Annotated in this window: 14 protein-coding genes and 2 pseudogenes; 3 read left to right on the forward strand and 13 right to left on the reverse strand. The window is 67.3% G+C overall.

The genetic code is table 11. The annotated features are described in order from the left end of the window. From ABZ656_RS48735 to ABZ656_RS48750, 4 genes are all read right to left on the reverse strand, one after another. Positions 1-1756 (reverse strand): recombinase family protein (locus tag ABZ656_RS48735; protein WP_360277806.1); only part of this gene is annotated, 1756 nt, incomplete at its 3' end. Between the two features lie 997 nt (positions 1757-2753). Next, complete coding sequence (locus ABZ656_RS48740; protein ID WP_360277809.1) at positions 2754-3350, reverse strand: DNA methyltransferase; 597 nt, start codon at positions 3348-3350, stop codon at positions 2754-2756. Then, positions 3347-3793 carry a hypothetical protein gene (locus ABZ656_RS48745; protein WP_360277812.1) on the reverse strand — a complete coding sequence of 149 codons (447 nt, stop codon included), beginning with the start codon at positions 3791-3793 and terminating at the stop codon, positions 3347-3349. The genes ABZ656_RS48740 and ABZ656_RS48745 overlap by 4 nt, the downstream gene beginning before the upstream one ends. Continuing rightward, positions 3763-3963, reverse strand: a complete 201-nt coding sequence (locus ABZ656_RS48750) for a hypothetical protein (RefSeq protein WP_360277815.1) — start codon at positions 3961-3963, stop codon at positions 3763-3765. The genes ABZ656_RS48745 and ABZ656_RS48750 overlap by 31 nt, the downstream gene beginning before the upstream one ends. 311 nt (positions 3964-4274) lie before the next feature. On the opposite strand from ABZ656_RS48750, the gene ABZ656_RS48755 reads away from it, so the two are divergent. Next, positions 4275-5027 (forward strand): hypothetical protein, encoded by a 753-nt coding sequence (locus ABZ656_RS48755; RefSeq protein ID WP_360277818.1) that lies wholly within the window; start codon positions 4275-4277, stop codon positions 5025-5027. A 36-nt stretch (positions 5028-5063) separates the two neighbouring features. Here ABZ656_RS48755 and ABZ656_RS48760 read toward each other — a convergent pair whose 3' ends face one another. Continuing rightward, positions 5064-5903: an IS5 family transposase gene (locus ABZ656_RS48760; protein WP_360277821.1), complete on the reverse strand. Its 840-nt coding sequence runs from the start codon at positions 5901-5903 to the stop codon at positions 5064-5066. A gap of 387 nt (positions 5904-6290) precedes the next feature. On the opposite strand from ABZ656_RS48760, the gene ABZ656_RS48765 reads away from it, so the two are divergent. Continuing rightward, positions 6291-7196, forward strand: a complete 906-nt coding sequence (locus ABZ656_RS48765) for a hypothetical protein (protein ID WP_360277824.1) — start codon at positions 6291-6293, stop codon at positions 7194-7196. A gap of 22 nt (positions 7197-7218) precedes the next feature. On the opposite strand, the gene ABZ656_RS48770 is transcribed toward ABZ656_RS48765, so the two are convergent. From ABZ656_RS48770 to ABZ656_RS48805, 8 genes and pseudogenes are all read right to left on the reverse strand, one after another. Beyond that, positions 7219-7641, reverse strand: a complete 423-nt coding sequence (locus ABZ656_RS48770) for a hypothetical protein (RefSeq protein WP_360277827.1) — start codon at positions 7639-7641, stop codon at positions 7219-7221. Continuing rightward, complete coding sequence (locus ABZ656_RS48775) at positions 7638-8246, reverse strand: transposase (protein WP_360277840.1); 609 nt, start codon at positions 8244-8246, stop codon at positions 7638-7640. Before ABZ656_RS48775 ends, ABZ656_RS48770 begins: the two co-directional genes overlap by 4 nt. An 88-nt stretch (positions 8247-8334) precedes the next feature. After that, positions 8335-9576 carry an IS110 family transposase gene (locus tag ABZ656_RS48780; RefSeq protein WP_360277843.1) on the reverse strand — a complete coding sequence of 414 codons (1242 nt, stop codon included), beginning with the start codon at positions 9574-9576 and terminating at the stop codon, positions 8335-8337. Between the two features lie 556 nt (positions 9577-10132). Further along, a pseudogene (locus ABZ656_RS48785) lies at positions 10133-10792 on the reverse strand (transposase); the annotation flags it as partial. A 230-nt stretch (positions 10793-11022) separates the two neighbouring features. Beyond that, positions 11023-11250: pseudogene (locus ABZ656_RS48790) on the reverse strand (transposase); the annotation flags it as partial. 1088 nt (positions 11251-12338) lie between these two features. Next, a complete protein-coding gene (locus tag ABZ656_RS48795) occupies positions 12339-12980 on the reverse strand; it encodes a hypothetical protein (RefSeq protein ID WP_360277830.1) in 642 nt (213 codons plus the stop codon). A 376-nt stretch (positions 12981-13356) separates the two neighbouring features. Continuing rightward, positions 13357-13674, reverse strand: coding sequence for a hypothetical protein (locus tag ABZ656_RS48800; protein WP_261689159.1), 318 nt, complete (start codon positions 13672-13674; stop codon positions 13357-13359). 28 nt (positions 13675-13702) lie between these two features. Further along, on the reverse strand, positions 13703-15820 hold the full coding sequence (locus tag ABZ656_RS48805) for a polymorphic toxin-type HINT domain-containing protein (RefSeq protein ID WP_360277834.1): 2118 nt from the start codon (positions 15818-15820) through the stop codon (positions 13703-13705). Between ABZ656_RS48805 and ABZ656_RS48810 the strand changes: the two genes are divergently transcribed. Further along, positions 15713-16641: hypothetical protein (locus ABZ656_RS48810; RefSeq protein WP_360277837.1), on the forward strand; the 929-nt coding region annotated here is incomplete at its 3' end. The two genes, ABZ656_RS48805 and ABZ656_RS48810, sit on opposite strands and share 108 nt — an antisense overlap.

Raw genomic sequence — 16641 nt, forward strand, 5'->3', positions numbered from 1 at the left:
GAAAGAAGCCCTTCGGGTCACGAACCCGCTCCACAATCGGAATCTTCAACTCGACACGGAACGCGGGCGCGTGGATATGGGTCGTTACGCCCCGGGGATTCGCCCCTAACCACACGCGGGACATCGGTTCGGGTCGGGACTCGACGCTGAGCGTACGTGTTCGGACGTTGTACGTCATGCAGAGACCGAACTCTCGGTACAGCTCTTCCTTGCGGCTGGGTTCTGCGTGGAGCAGCCGGTCCTTCATGTTCCCGAGTTCGGCGACAATATCACGGAGCTCGTCATCGGTGAGCGGATGTGCCGCATGCATAGAGCGCCGTGTCAGGCGGTGCTCCGCCAGCCCCCTCTCCCTTTGCGCTTCCGTAATCCACCCGGCGACTACTGTCGGATCCGCCCCTGCATCGAGCGCGGCACGGTATTTGGCGAGGCGTCGCTCGATCGCGGCCAGCGTGCGCCTGGCTGCCTCTGCTTCCGAGTCCTTGCGAGGTCCGGTTTGTCCGGTTTGCAGCATCGCTCGCAGAGTCTCGTCGAGGCGCGCTTCATCGAAAACTTGTGCAATCCAGGCGTCCAGCGACGGCAGGAGATGATCCTCACGTAGGTTGATTGTCACGGGATGGTCGAGCCCTTTTTCCTTAACGTAGGCTCCCGGGTAAGTGCAGCGATAGTAGGGCCGACCGTTATGGTAACTGCCCTGCATCTTGCGTTCGCAGAGACCGCAGCGGAGAAGTCCCCTCAGCGCATAGGGGCGATCAGTAGCGCGCGGACTTCTCTCGTGAACAACAGCGTTACGGCGAATCGCCATTCTGCGTTGCACCTCATCAAATACTTCGGGCATCACAATGGGGTCGTGCGTCTGCCCCATGGAGTAGATCCATTTGTCAGGGGAATTGAGCACTAGCTGGCTTCGATGTCCAAGGGTGACGTCATCTACGTCGATCAGCACCTCTTCTTTACGGTGCCGGTTCCATACTTGGTGGCCCGTGTATCGCGGATTCTGGAGGATGGCACGCACGGTGTTCTTTGACCAGGCAGCGGTGTTCCGGTGTCGGTTCCGGTTCGGGTCATACCTGGACGGGCACGGAACGCCGGAACGTGTCAGCCCTTCCGCGATCGCGTGGATGCCCCTTCCCCTCAGATACTCCCGGTAGATGCGCGTGACGACAGGCGCCGTCTCTGGGTCGAGCTCCAGGCGGTACAAGCGCTTGCCGTCAGACGCCCGTGCCGGGTTCGGATGTGGACCGGCGTCCACCAGCTTGTACCCATAAGGTGGCCGGCCTCCGAGAAACCGGCCTTCAGCAGCCGTCAGCGCCTCCATCGCTGCGCGCACTCGGATCTTGATGCGATTGCGTTCGGCCTTTGAAGTGCCGCCGTAGATGGACATGAGTAGGTCATGTGCGTCCGAACTGGGGTCGACGGGACCTCCTACCTCCGGCACCCAGAGCGGTACCCGGTAGTGCTCAAACAACGGGAAGATCAGGCTGAACTGGTTGCCGTAGAACATGCGTTGTGGTTCACCGATCACAACCGCATCGAACCCTCGATTCGGATTCTTCAACTCTTCCAGCAACTCATTGGCTCGCGGCCGCCTCTGCCACGGCAACGCGCGGGTCTGCCCCACATCGAAGTACTCGCCTACGATTACTCCACCAGTAGGTGAGATCAGCGTCTCTGACCGATGACGCTGCCACGCTCTTGAGGCTTCAGGATCTTGAAGGTCTTCCCGGGAAACGCGCCCGGCGAATACGAATCGAATCATGGTGTAGCGCTCCGTGAATCTTGCCCGGTGTGCGTTCACATCGGGGTATCCAACGTTTTAGTCGCACTCTTCATAGAGCGCCACCCTTGCTCTGAGAGCTGAAAATCTTGCGGCTTTCCCATCGCGAGGATTACTTCAAATGGCCCTCGTTACGCGCCTTTCGGATGCGCTCGTATTCATGAAGGATAAACCGCAGCAGTGCTCCAGCGGCCTCTTCGTTCACTGTTGGCGCTTCATCAGGGAGCGCCACCTGGATTATTTTTCCGGCAGACCTTGAGTCGGTGTTCTCTTTGCGTCCCGGATCAGGTGAATGGCTGCATTCGACCATCAATAGAGCTCTCCTTCGACCAGTCATTGCGCGCCTATTCACTCGTTGGGAAGACCTTCACTGTGTGCAGGAAATCGCCTCAAGATAGTCAGGTTTCACGCTCGTCCTGGCGCCGCGCGCCCGAAGAGGCAAGATGAGAGCAGATCTGCGCGGCCCGAGAGGCCCTCGGTCGCGGTGACTCAGGGGGTCGCCTCGGCGTGCCGGGCGGCTCGGTCCCCGAGCGCGGCCTGGACTCCGAGGTCCAGGCCGCCCACGCCGCTGCACAGTGAGCCGATCTTCAGTTCAGCTGCCGCCATGCCGGCCTCCGTCTCGGCAGGTGCGGGAGCGGAAGGCCGCCGGCGTCCCCGGCTCGCGGCATGCACGGGCGGGACGTCCGGGCGGTGGTGCCGCGTTCCTGACTTCGCGTGAACCCGCGGGCGTCTGAGGGCGGCGGAGGATCAGCGTGTCCTCGTGCGCGATGACCGCGCCCGGAAGCCCCTTGGCGGCGGGCGTCGCGAATGTTCTTCATCTGGAAGAAGGAGGGGCGGGGGATGAGCCGGCCGTCGCGGATGCCGGCGAGGAGGGCGACGCAGCGTTCGACGGGGATGAGGCCGGCGGCTTCCGCCGCGGCGAGGACGGCGGACGGCAGGTCGACGAGTTCGCCGCGGTCGCGCCAGGGGCAGGTGGTGATCACGGCGTGGCCGCCGGGGCGGAGCATGTGGCGGCACTGGATGATGATCTCGGTGAAGGCTTCCAGGAGGGTTTCGAGGACGACGTGGGCGAGGTTTCCGGGGTCGCGGCTGCAGTGGTAGTCCCTTTTGACGACGCCGCGTTCGCCGGTTTCGCGGGAGGAGCCGACCTGGCCGTGGACGCTGGCCCCGTAGGGGGTGGGGTGACGACGAGGTCGACCAGGCCGTGGAAGGCGCCCGGGATCAGGGTGGTGAGATGGCGGGCGTCACCCCGGTAGACGGCTCCGGTGCCGGGCGCGCCTTGGGCGTCGGCGCGGCGTAGGTTCTGGTCGGCGAGGGTGGCCCACTGGGGTTCGTACTCGGTTTCCAGGGCGTGGCGGCCGAGGTGGACGGCTTCGACGAGGGTGGCGCCGCTGCCGCACATCGGGTCGAGGACCAGGTCGCCGGGGCGGGCGTAGGTGGTGATGGTGTGGGCGGCGATCTGCGGGAGCATCTTGGCGGGGTGGGCGGCGGAGCCGCGCACGTAGCGGTCGGCTCGCTGGGCGGGGGCGGAGGTGGGGGTGGTGTTCCACACCGACAGCGGCGCATGCGTCTTCACGATCCGTTGCCCTCCGCGCGCAGGACGAGCAGGTCGGCGTGGGTGAGTCCGGGCGGAGCGTCGTCGGGTGGTCCGGGCACGATCCGGTCGTCGACCGGGTGGCCGTGGACGATCACGATGTGCTGCAGGTAGCGGAATCCTGCGGTGCGGGCGGAGGCGACGAGCAGGCCGAGCGGGTCGGTGAGCCGGCCGGTGTCGCGGCGCTGGCGGGTGGCCAGGAGCAGCAGGCCGTGTCCGCGCAGGAGGCGGTGGGCGCGGTGGAAGAAGCCGGGCCAGGCGTCGTCGATGGCGCCTTGGTCGTCGCTGCCGTAGCGGCTGTGCACGGCGGTTGCGGGGAGCGTGGCGGGGTGGAGTTCCGCGAGGAGCACCGGCTTGCTGCGCGGCGAGGTGTACGTGTCGTCGCAGGTGGCGTCTACCACGGCGCAGGGGGTGCGGGCGTCCATGCCGGGTTCGGTGTCGCCGAGGTCAGGCGCAGCAGCGGGGCGTGCGGGCGGCCGGGGCGGTGCGTGAACTCGGTGCGGATCTTGTCGATGGCCCAGGCGGGCAGGACGGACGGGGCGACGGGAGAGGGCTTGGTGTCGTGCGGGCCGGACAGCCAGATAGTGGTCGACAAGGGCGACGCGTTCGTCGTCGTACGGCTTGGTCATGGATGGGGTGCGCTGGGCGGGCCGGGCGCCGGGTCGTGCTGACACCCGTCTAAGGAGAATTTCGGCGGCTGATCGTGCCAGCCGCAAGGCCATGGTCTTGCGCGGCAGAGACCCTGAGCGCCGGAGAAATTGCTGGTCACCGGCCGATCTGCCATGAGGGGGCGCATTTGCCGGCGACGCCTCAATACGGTTCAGCCGACGCCGACGGCTTCCGGTCGGTATCGGGCGCAGAGGACGGGTTCGCAGCAGCGCAAGCCAGTTCTCAAGAATTTCTTCGGTGAATTTCTCCGCTGTCCGGGCACGGAAGAGCTGCTGGTCGGCGGCAGATCTGCGGGTCGAGTCGGCGTTCCTCACGCTGGCCGCCGCGCCGTGGCCGCTGACTCTGCCGGCTTCGCTGCTCACCGACCCGGAGGCGGGAGCGCTGCCGGTGACCATGGTCCGTTCGCGGCTGGTCCACCCCAGTTGCACGGCTCAGGCCCGTGCCGGGGTGTGGCGTGAAGTCCTGCGCCGCCGCCAGGAGCAGGGCGAGCCGTGGGGCACCGTCGCCGTCGGCTTCATCGTGCCCGGGCTGCGGCGCGCGCTCGCCCGGTTGCCCCGGCTGGCGGAGATCGAGGCCTGTGAGCTGGAGCAGGAGGTGCTGGCGGCGGTGACCGTCGAGCTCGCGGCCCTGCCGGTGGGGGCGGAGGAGGCCGGGCTGCGGCTGGTGCGGGCCGGGGACCGGGCGGCGCACCGCCTCATCTACGCCACGCAGCGGGCGCGGCGTACGGCGACGGTGCCGCTGGACGAGAACGTGATCCCGCTGCACCTGGCCTCGCCGGGCAGCGCCGAGGTGTTCGCGGTACTGGAGCGCGCCGCGAACGCCGGGATCATCACCAAGGAAGAGGCAGAACTCATCGCGCAGACGCGGCTGGAGCGCCAGGTCATGGCCAAAGCCGCGGGCGCGGTCGGGATGAGCGTGCGTGCCGCCTTCCGCCGCCGGGCGGCGGCCGAGCAGCGGCTGGCCGCCGCGCTGGCCAAGGAGCAGTTCTGAGAGGGCGTTTGATCTAGGTGGATTGCCCTTTATCTGCTAGTAAGTTCCTCGCCAGGTGTGTGTCGTCTCGTCCGTTATGCGCTTGGTGAGGTTGTCGATTGAGGCGACGTGGATCATGGCCTCGGAGCTGGCGGGCAGGGTCTCGTAGTCTCGGGCGAGGCGCCGGTGCAGCATGATCCAGCCAATACTTCGTTCGACAACCCAGCGCCTTTTGACAACGTGGAAGCCGCGAACTCCTGGGTTTCTGTTGACGACTTCGACGTCGATTCCGAGGCTGGCGCCGTGCTCGATGACGGCGTTCTTGAAGCCGGTGTCGACCCAGCTCTTGGAGATGGTCGGGTAGGTCTTCTTGGCCTGGTCGAGGAGCTGGATTCCGACGGCGTTCTCGGACAGGCTCGCGGCGGTGACGGTCACGGCGAGGATCAGTCCGATTGTGTCGGTGAGGATGCCCCGTTTCCTGCCGACGATCTTCTTGGCGGCGTCGGTTCCCTGGCTGGTCAGGGGCACGTTGGTGGAGGTCTTCACGCTCTGGGTGTCGATCACGGAAGCGGTCGGCTCGGGCTTGCGACCCTCTTTCACGCGGGCCAGGCCGGTCAGGTCGTAGTTGAGCTGGGCGAGGATTACCTCGTCGCGCCAGGCTGCGTAGTAGGCGTAGACAGTGCCGTGGTTCGGGAAGTCGTGCGGGAGGTATTTCCAGGGGATTCCGGTGCGGTTGATGTAGAGGAGTGCGTTGAATACGTCGCGCAGGTCGACCTTGGCCGGCTGGCCGGTGGGCCTGCGGTCGGGCCGGGCTTTTCTCCAGGCCGTCAGCGTCGGCTCGATTAAGGCCCATCGGGCGTCGGACAGGTCGCTGGGGTACGGCTTCCGCTGGCTCACGCCGTAGCGTGATCATGGATGTGGCGGACGGTGCCGTTCCGCTGCTGCTGGGCGTTTTTGCCTGATCTTCAAACCAGACGGACTTCGTGCACGAGAACCGGAGCAAACGGGCGGTCAAGTCCGCAGCTCGATGGACGCGAGGGTGTGCGTATGAGGCAAACGCCTCAAGCGCGACGGCCACGAAAGTTACTTACTGGCACAGAGCTTCTCTAAATGCCCACTGAGAGGGCGATACGCAAGTTGATGTCCGGTTCGTGACTGCGGGTTGAGTGAGGTTGGCGGGTCGGGTGTCCGGGGTCGGGGGCCGGGCTGGGTGAACGTGTCCGCCGATCCGGAGTGAGTCTGGGCAATGTGAGCCCGTCGAGGTGTTATGGCACCATCCCCGTTGTGGATGACCGTACGTATGACGTGGATTGGTCCGGCCTCTTCCATGCTTCGGGCCCCGCCGGCGACACGCCGCGGCATCTGGCTGCTCTCCTCGGCGACGATGCGGAGGCTTTCGTCGACGGGTACTCGCACCTGTGGTCGGCGACGCTTCGTCGCGAGGGCAAGGCCTGGCCTGCGACGGCGCCCACCGCGCTGCTTGTCGCCGAGCTCCTGGACAATCCGCTGCTGGGGCCGGATGATCCCTCGTTGCCCGATGCCATGCTCGCCTATCTGTACGAGGTCGGCGTCGCCGCCGACCTCGGAGACCGGGCTGCGGAGATCCGTGCTCGGGTCAAAGACCGCGCACCGGAGCTGCGGGCCTGGACTGCCGAGTACGTGTCGACCGATGCGGATGGCAGGGCCCGGATATGGCGGGACGGCACGGGGCTGGGTGAACTCGTCCTCGCTCAGGCGGCGCTTGCCTGCTTCGACCTGGTTCCCGCGCTCCTGCGGCGAACACTGCCGCACCTCGGGTCGGATCGCGCCAGGCGCAGGACATGCGCCGCCGCAGCTGTCGGGTCACTGGCGCGGCATCCCGCAGCCTCCGCGCAACGTCCGGAGCTGCTGAAACAGTTGACGTCGATGGCCAGGGCCGCCGATTCCTCGCACGACCTGGCGACGATTGTGATCGCCATTGGCCACCTCAACGGTGACACGCGCCCCTGGCTGGCTGACCCGCATGCAGGCGTTCGGGCCTGCGCGGCCCTGGCGCCCGACCTTGCCGGCGACGACACAGCGGACCAGGTGCTGATGGAACTGGCGCGGTCGCCGCAAGCCTTCGGCAAGTCCTTTGGCGACCTGGCTCCACCCCTGCAGCTCCAGTCCAAGTCGTACCAGGACCTGCTCACAGGGCGACGCGCGAGCTGATGCCCGGTGTCCGGGACGGAGGTTACGGTCGCGGCAGGGTGAACAGCCCCTGCTCGGTCTCGGCCAGGATTCCCCGCTCGGCGAGCCGCTTGAGCTTCAGGCGGACGTTGTTGATGCTGCTGGGCGCGATCTCCACGTCCATCGCCTCACACACCGCCCGCGCCCGCAGCGGGGCATTGGCCGCGGCGAAGACCGCCATGATCTGCTGGTAGGCCGGATGGTCCGGCAGTTTCGCGGCCGGCGGCACGGACGGTGGTGGATCGGGCAGTTCCAGCAGTGTCTTGCGGGTGATTCGGATCTCCTCGGCGGCTGTGTCGAACCCGTCCAACAATGCTGTCAGCTCCGCGATCTTCTCCCGAGCCGCCTCAGCATGCGCGGCGATCTCACGCTCCCGCTCCTCCAGCCGAACAAGTACCGCCCCCAAAGTCAGCTCTCCATTGGTCACGCTCCACGCCAGACAGGGGTGGAGGGGCCGGTCAGCATCCTCGACATCCGGTCGCTTATCGCCCAGTACACCCGGGACTCGGCCGAGGCGGTCCGGTGCTCGTAGTCGCGCACCAGCCGGCGGTGCAGCATCAAGATCCCGTTCGTTTGCTCCACGATCCACCGCTTGGACTGCGGGACGAACCCGACATCGGCCGGGTTCCGCGCGACGACTTCGACCTCGATGCCCACCTGCTGCCCGTGGTCCACGACGGTCTTCTTGAACCCCTGGTCCACCAGGGCCTTCGTCACGGTGCCGGTGTTCGCTGCGACCTTGTCGAGCAGGGCGGTGCCGAAGGCGTTGTCGTGGACGGAGGCGGCGAGCACCACCACCGCGATCACCAGGCCCAGGACGTCGACGGCAAGGCCCCGCTTGCGACCAGGCACCTTCTTGTTCGCGTCCCGTCCGGTCGTGCCGGCCGGGACCCCCGCGGCGGCGTGCAGGCTCTGGGTGTCGAGCACCACCAGGCTGGGGTCGGCTAATTGGCCCCTCTTCTCCCGGACCTGCCAGCGCAGCAGGTCGTGGATGGTCTGGTCGGTGCCGTCGTCGCGCTTCCCAATAGGGATGTCAAGCGGCGTGAGTGACTGGGGGTGTGACGGTGTAGCACCGTCGGTCACGGATCAAGGCCCACAGACACCTCACGGTTGCAACGTGTCAAGCAGCGGCGGGTAGTTCGATGCGGAAGGCGAGAGTCTCGTCGAACAGGATGTGTTTTTGGAGGCAGTAGTAGAGCTGGCCGATCATCTTGTTGAACAGGTTTCTCTGAGCGGCGGCGTGCCAGTCCCCGGCCTCGCGGCGTCGGTCGTAGTGTGCCTTGGCCCCGGGGGAGGCGGTCAGGGCTGCGAAGGCCCAGAGGTAGCCGGTGTGGTTGAGCCGGTCGTTCTTCACCCAGCGTCTGGTGATGCTGGACTTCTTCCCGGAGGCCCTGGTGATCGGGGATGCGCCGGCGTAGGCCTTCATGCCGCGGGCGGTGGTGAAGCGGGTGTGATCGTCCCCGATCTCAGCCAGGAGCCGGGCGCCGAGCTGGGTTCCGAGCCCGGGGAAGCTCAGGATGATCTCGGCGTCCGGGTGCTGAGGGAAAGCCTCTTCCACCGCCTCGGCGAGCTGGTCGGCGGCCGCGCAGGCGGCGTCGAGCTGCCGCAGCAGGGCGAGCATCTGCTTGCCGAGCGCGTCCTCGACCAGCGGCGGCTGGTGCGCGTAGTCGGCCCGCAGGACCTCGCGGATCCGTTCGGCGTCGGCATCGATCCGGCGTTGGCGGCCGGCACGCTTGAGCGCCGAGCGCAGTTGCGCGAGCGACAGCCTGACGGCTCTCGAGGGGGTGGGTGCGAGTTCCAGCAGGATGCGGGACTCGGGGCGGCAGAGGCCGTTCTGCCAGTGCAGGTAGGCGTCGAGGGCGGCCGGGAAGTACTCGCGCAGGAGCGAGCGGAGCTGGTTGGACAGCTGCTGCCGGTTCCAGACCGCGTCCTGCTGGGCGCGGGCGAGGACGGCGATGGCGCGGGCCAGGTCGCTGTCCTGGGGCAGGGGGCGGTGGGCGTGCCGGTCGGTGCGGAGGATGTTCGCCAGGACGAGGGCGTCGCCGGGGTCGGACTTCTTCCGTGTGACGGCGTAGCGGTCGCGGTAGCGTGCGGCGGCCATCGGGTTGATGGCGTAGACCTGGCGTTTCCCGGTCCGCAGGACGGCGACGAGCAGGCCGCGGGAGGTTTCGATGGCGACCGGGATCGGGTTGTCCTCGGTGTCGCCGTGCTCGGCGAGCAGGTCCAGCAGGATCTTGTAGCCGGCTGCGTCGTCTGTGATGTGGCGCTTGGCCAGGAGCGTGCCGTCGTCGTCGACCAGGGCGACGTCGTGTGTCTTCTCGGCCCAGTCGATGCCGCAGTAGATCAACTTTCCCTCCCCTATGTGCGGGTGTTTGCGCTGGTCACGAGCGCATGCGGGGCCACGCAGCGACCTAATTCCAGGCCTCGATCAAGGAACGGGCCGACACCTCACAAGCCGTTCGTGGCACCAGCTCACCGCACGGGCCCCGGTCTGTTCCCAGAGCTCAGACGGCTCGGGGATAGCGAGAGATCACCGTGCGACGGGCTCGCACCACGAACTCCAACGAGTGATCAAGCAAACGGTGTTGACGCCGCTGGTGGCCGTGAAGGCACCGAACGCCGCCGATCTTGGCGGAGACGTCATGGCCGGCTGAAAGAAGGCGTGTGTCTGGAGCCCACACAACCACCAGCAGCGTCAGCGCTGGGTGGGTGGCGGCCAGGAGAGCACCGGATGGCACCGCTCTGTGGGAAGGCATCTTGGCCGTGACGTTGAGAGGTATCCACCGGAACTCACGAGACCACCACCCGCCAGCTGGGTTGCGCAACCGTGCTCGTCGGAGACCTTGACGGCCCGGTGGAGTGCAGGCGTCACAACCCGTTCGAACCAACTCACCGACCGGCAAGAGCCGGTGAGCTCGTTACACGGGAATTAGGACGTTGACGCGCCTCCGTGCGAGGGCGAGGACGGCCTGGACGTGGTGTTTGCCCTCGGCGCGCTTCCTGTCATAGAAGCGGCGGGAGTTGGGGTCGCACCGGATGCTGACCATGGCGGACTGGTAGAAGACGCGTTGCAGGCGTCGGTGATATCGCTTGGGCCGGTGAAGGTTGCCACTGATCTGTCCGGAGTCGCGGGGTGCGGGAGCCACCCCGGCGAACGCCGCCAGCCGGTCGGCGGTGGCGAAGGCATCGATCCCGCCGCCAGTGGCGGCGAGGAACTCGGCGCCCAGGATCGGCCCGATACCCGGCATGGATGTGATCACGTCGGCGAGTTCGTGCTCGCGAAACCGGCCCTCGATCAGCTTGTCCATCTCGGTGATCTTCTCGTTGAGGGCCATCACCTCCTTCGCCAAGGTATGCACCATCTTCGCGATGGCCCTCTCACCGGTGACGGCGGTGTGCTGCCGCTCGGCGGCCTCGACCGCCTTGGCCGCCAGCGCCTCGGGCCGGTAGACCTTCCGGTTGCTCAGCCAGGTCGTCAGGCGGCGCTTGCCCACGCGGCGGATCGCGGCCGGGGTCTGGTAACCGCTCAGCAGGACCAAGGCACCAGCGGTGTTCAGGTCGAGGGCGCGGTCCAGGGCCGGGAACATGCTCGTCAGCAGTTCGTACCACGGACGACCTCGCCGGCATTGCTCTACGCAGCGACTTGTTCGCACTTCCCAATCGGCGGCCGAGTCGTCGTGGGGAACTGGGCGGCCAAGCGCGACGAGCCACAGACGGCAGCCACTTGTAAGCCACACCCGGTTCCCCTGGGTGTCCCCACCCTACGAACGGGAGGACCGACCCGGAGAAGAAGGTAGAGCCATTTGTAGAAGTAGTACTTCACCGCGCCGGCGGGCGGCAGGTCGTGAGGGAGGTAGTCCCACTGGCAACCGGTCCGGGACTGGTAGAGCAGGGCGTTGACGATCTCCCGCATGTCGTAGTTGCCCTGGTGACCGCTGACTGAGGGGTGCCGGGCCTCCCACGAGGCCACCACGGGCTCGATCAGGGCCCAGCGCTCGTCGGAGAAGTCGCTCTTGTAGGACTGGCGGTCGCTCACGGGTGACACTCCAGCGCTCCCGAGCCTCCCGAGCAGCGGAGATGCCGCGATGCCACACGTTCCAGCGACGACAGATGCGACATCACGCCACATACCGCCCTCTGAAAGCTGCGGTGGCACGATCGGGCGCCGATTTTCTCCTTAGGAGAGTGAGGGCACCGGCAGCACCCCGCGTGCCGTAACCACCCTCCGGCCCCACTCGTCCCCGGGGGTTCGGGCACGGCGTCTCGTGCTGACACCCGAACCCGCCCCCTCCCGCATCAGCGGCTCGCCGCCGCGGCGGTCGAAGGAAAGGCCGAAGAAACGACACGGCCCGCCTCACAGCCCTCACCGCGGCAGAAGTCCGCAGACTCCTGGCACCTGCCGGACAAGACCAACTCTGCGAGTGCCGAATAATCATCCGTCCTGGTCAGGCCACTGATCAGCGATGAACCGAATCCAGCCGGCTGCCAGCGGGGCAGACGCCGCCTTGGCATGATGATCAGCCGTGCTACTGCGCTTGGTCTACTTCGCCGTCACGAACACGGTCTCCTTGATACACCTGCCGCCGATGAGTGAGCGCGAGAAGGCGATCGAGATCCTGGTGCTGCGACACCAACTCTCTGTCCTGCAACGCCAGGCAGCCAAGTACGCGTTCACCCACGACGACCGGTTCCTGCTCGCAGGTCTGCTCCACCACCTGCAACTCGAGAAAATGCGCGGCCTCCAGCTCCTGGTCCGCCCGGACACTATCCCGCGCTGGCACCGCGACCTTGCGGGTGCCGATAGTTCATCCGTCCAGGTCGGGGCCCTGATCCCCACGCTCCGGCCGTGTCCGCTAATCACGTCAGAGGCTTCGCCTGCACGGTGTCCTTGCCGGAAACCTCATCCATGCTGGTGGTGGCGGGTGTTGGGGGGGGCTTCGAGGAGGTTGGTTGTGGGCGGTGCCGCTGGGACTCTCGTCAAGCTGATGATCGCCGCGGCACGCTGCTCCACATGCTGGGCAGCCTGTACCACCGCCCACACAGTGGAGTGAGGCGGGGCAGCGACGCCCCATGAGACGGCCGGAAGAGGGCGCAGAGCCTGGAGTGCCCCCTCACACATGGTCGTCACGGGGTGGTCGTCGCAGTGGAACGCACACCGGCGGTCGGGGAGGCGGACGGCGGAGGAAAACTCGGGTGCAGCGAGGGGGACAGCGGAGCCAGCAACGCGCACAGCGAGGCCGGGAAGGCGGGCTCCGCGCGCTGCACGTCCCGGCAGCCTCCGGCCGAGGTCCGGACGACCGGCGCCCAGCCCGTGTTCCTCGCCCGGAAGAACCAGCGGTCGCCCAGCCGGGACGAGCAGGCGGGGTCCGTCGAGTCGCCGCAGGCCGGTCCCGTGCGCCAGGAGAAGTCCAGCACCAGCCACTTCCCGTCGCACTTCTCCGAGTCCCGGTACGTGTGTTCGGGCGCGTCGACCGCCATCAACGCCTGGTCGTAGGAGGCGGCGGTGCAGCCGGTGGCCGGCGGTGTGCAGCCCAGCTTCCCGCACAACCGCAGCCCGGGCGGCTTGGCACCATCGGCAGTGAAGCGCGTGTAGTTGTCGACGATCACGTCCCGGTCGCCCAACGGCATGGGCAGCCTGACCTTCGCCGTGGCCGTGCTCTCCTTGGTGCACCCGGAAGCCCTGTCCCCGAACGGCGAGGTGAAGGTGATCTGCACCCGCACGAGATCCGCCATCGGGTCGGTGAGCACCGCCTTGAGCTTGCGCACGCACGCGTGAGCGCCACTGGGCACCGGCGCGTCGAGAAGCAGCGTGCGGCGGTCGTCGCCGAGACGCGCTCCGGTGACCTCGGAGGGGGCTGCACCGACACGACACGCTCCGATCCGAGAAGACCCACGAGTGATCACCAGCGCTCATGATCCACTAGCTCCTCGTCGCGCTGCCACCCCTGGCGCACGGACAAACCCACGACCGACTCCGCCAGTCACCTCATCGCCCGCCAACTCGGCTTGTCTGCATGACAGTTGGAATTAGCCACCAAGATCGCGCAGGCCCGCCGGGAAGCAATCCCGGCGGGCCCTCTAAAGCTCAGCCCGACCCCTTTACTCCGCCCCGAGCCAGCCGGTGCCGAGGAAGGTGATTCTGCTATTCATGCGGACGTCCCACCTCAAGGAACTGCCGATAGACGAGGTCGAGCAGCGCCGCGTATGCGTGTTGCGAGCGGACGACGGCCTGGTCTTCACCGGATGCCGTGTCACCGAGCCGATTGATTCGCTGCATCAACTCTTCGAGCATCGCGAGGAGGTCGACCGGCGCCGGTTTGAAGATGCCGCGTTCCACGAACCTGATGACCGTCGTGACGTATTCGTCGGCTTCCGCCAGATCGGCGTACGTCATTTTCAAGCCCTCGGTCGAGCCGCCCGACGGAAACGGCAGGCGGCACCACAGGGTGTAGGAATCCATGAAAGTCAACGTCATCCGTATCGCCTTCCTATCCGTCGTCTTCAGCTGAATACCAGAAGGATACGACCCTTCCGTCCGGTCCCAGGATCCCGCCCATGCCGGTCTGGGGATCGACGTATTTCACGCCGAACTCGCCGTTATCGCCAATCGGCAATCTCTTCGCATTCAGGCCAACCTTTCCGCCCGGCTGCGCCAGGCGCTCGGCCCAGCCTTTGGCATCCTGCAAATATTGTTCGCGCGTTACGCCCGCCCGGGCTCCATGCCTTTGGGCATAGTGCCATTCGAAGCTTGCTTCAGGAGTTTCGAAACTGCCCGGATGCCAGATATCCTTGATCGCACACGGACTTGCGTTGTGCACCAGCACCGGCGTTTCGCCAGCAACCACATAGTACGTGTGGACGTCGTCGACAGTGAGGTTGTAAGTGCGGGTGTGCTGGTCGAAGGCTCGGTTGGTCTGGACGCCGATGGTGGCGCCGTTGGTGCTGAGGAGGGTGGCGCCGGGTGTGAGGTCGCGGGCTTTCACCCATCGGTGTGCTGAGGGGCTCCAGAAGGGGTGCTCGTAGGTGGCGGTGAGGTTCCGGGGCCCGTCCGGGGTTGCGATGGTGAGTTCGTCGAAGTGCTTGTCGCCGTCGGTGATGATGAGGCGGCTGACCTTGCGTGCTGCGGTGTGCCCGGTGAGCGGGTCGGTGGCCAGGACGGTGTCGCCGGGGTGGATGGTCTCGATGTTCTTGGTGCCGGCCTTGGCCATGAGGACTTTAGTGCCGGCCGGGAAGCACTGCGTGCAGTTCGGGTGGAAGTACCGCTGGTAGCGCAGGTCCTCGAGCGCTTCCATCCCTCGTTCGAGGTACTTGAACTTTGACTGGAGAACGACGTCTTCGCCGAGTTCGGTGCAGGCGATGACGTTGCCGCCCCTGCACGCGTCGAGTTGCCCGAGGCCGAGGAGGTCCTTCTCCACGTTCCACAGCTGCTTGGCTGCGGCTTCGACGGCGGGGCCCTGGGAGAGGATCGTGCACAGGGTCTCGTTGTGCTGGCACCAGTGCGCCGGGTGTTCGACGGCGTCGCAGCCGAGGACGCCGCAGCGGTAGCGGGCTTCGGCCTGGCTTCCGGTGTCGTTCTCGGCGGCTTTGCGTTCGGCTTCCTTCTTCTCCACGGCCGCCTGGAAGGCATCTTTGAAGGCCTGGTCGGCGGCCTTGTAGTCCTTGCCGGCCGCGGTGGCGGAGGCGCGGGCCTGGTCGCCGGCGGTGTAGGCGGCGCTGGCGGATGCCTGGGCCCACTGGGTGGAGCCGGCGGCGTCGACGGCGGAGACGGCCGCGTCGTTCGCGGACTGGTCGGCGGAGGCGGCGGCCTTGGCGGCGGTGTGGGCGGAGGCGGCTGCCTGGTCGGCGGAGGCCTGAGCGTCCTTGGCCGACTTGGCCGCTTGGTCGGCGTAGCCCTTGGCCTGCTTGCCGGATGCGTCGGCCTTTTTCGCCCAGTCGGCGGCCTGCTGTGCGGCCTTGGCGGCGGTGGCGGCGGCCTTGTGGGCGTCGGCAGCGTTCTGCTGGGCGGTGGCCGCGATACCGGCGGCGTCCGCGATCAGCTGGGCGATCTGCGCGGTGTGGGTGGCGCCGAGGAAGTCCTGGCGCTGGGCCTTGTACTGACCGACCTGAATGAACTGGTCCAGCAGATCATCGGGGCCCTCCAACGCGATCCGGGCGGCCGATTTGACCTGTGGGCCGCCGCTGTCGATCAGCTGGGCGGCACGGACACGTTCGTCCTGGGTGCGCGCCTGGTACTGACCCGTGGTGAGGAACTCCCGGAATTTCTGTGGGTCGTTGGAGTCCAGCGCGGTCCGGCCGGTCTGCTGCACCACCGGTCCGCCGGCGTTGATGATCTGGGCGATGTTCACCCGGAAGTCCTGCGCCCCGGCCTGGTACTGCCCGGTGGCGAGGAACGCCGAGACCTGATCGTCACTGCCCTTGAGCGCTTCCTCGGCGGCGGCGCGCACCGAGGCCAGGGAGCTTTCCTGTGCGAGGGTCTGCACACGGTAGCGGTCGTCCTGGTGGGCGGCCTGCGTGCGGCGGGTGGTGAGGTAGTCGACCACGTCCTGGTCGGTGCCCGTCAGGGCAACCTCGGCGGCGCCTCTGCTCCACGGCCCTGCGGTCTGCATCGTCGCCAGCGCGACCTTGCGGCCGGCCGGAGCGAGGGCCTTGGGATCGGCTCCGGGCTGCGTCGCCTGCGCAGCCAGGCTCTGCGCCTGGGCGTCGACATCCTTGACCTGCTGGGCGGCTGCCGCGTCCGCAGCGGCGCGCTGGTCCTGCTGGGCCTTGAGGTCCTTGGCCTGCGCGATACCTGCGTTGGTCCGCTCGGTCAGCCCCTCCGTTTCGACCTTGACGGCGATGTCGTGGGTCTTCTGCGCCTTGGCGACCGCCGCGGTGGCGGCGTCGGCCGCGTCCTGGGCGGCCTTGGCGTGCGCCGCCGACTGCTTGGCCGCGGTGGCCGCCTCCCCGGCATGGGCGGCCGCGTCATCGGCGTCCTTGGCGGCGTTGTCCGCATGCGTGGCTGCGTCGTTGGCCGCGTCCCGCGCGTCGTTCGCCGCACTAGCCGCTTCTCCGGCCAGTTCCGCGGCCGCGTTCGCGGCGCGGTTGGCCTCGTTTGCGTGGCGGCGGGCCGCGGCTGCCTCGGCGCCGGCCTCGCTGGAGTGGACACCGGCCTGGGTGGCGTAGTCGTTGGCCTGATCGGCCGCATCGGCCGCGGCGTTGGCGTTCGTGCCGGCATCGGCGGCGGCCTTGGCCGCGTTGCCCGCCTCGGTCGCCGCATTGCCCGCCTGTGTGGCCGCATCCGCCGCCAGCCGCGCTCCCTTGGCCGCCGTGCGGGCGTCCTCGGCCGCCTTGCGCAGCGTTCCGCAATGGACACCTCTGATGATGTACTCATGTTGGGCGACGTCCTACTCGGGATGTGGTCCGCCCGGGACCGGCTCCTGAAAGCAGG

The organism is Streptomyces sp. NPDC007095, from assembly GCF_040634475.1.
Taxonomy (GTDB): Bacteria; Actinomycetota; Actinomycetes; order Streptomycetales; family Streptomycetaceae; genus Streptomyces.

What these genes read in the sequence shown, in the direction of transcription:
- ABZ656_RS48745 (WP_360277812.1), bottom strand. Translation starts at nt 3,793, where the DNA reads ATGGACGCCCGCACCCCCTGCGCCGTGGTAGACGCCACCTGCGACGAC.
- ABZ656_RS48800 (WP_261689159.1), bottom strand. Translation starts at nt 13,674, where the DNA reads ATGGATTCCTACACCCTGTGGTGCCGCCTGCCGTTTCCGTCGGGCGGC.
- ABZ656_RS48805 (WP_360277834.1), bottom strand. Translation starts at nt 15,820, where the DNA reads ATGCAGACCGCAGGGCCGTGGAGCAGAGGCGCCGCCGAGGTTGCCCTG.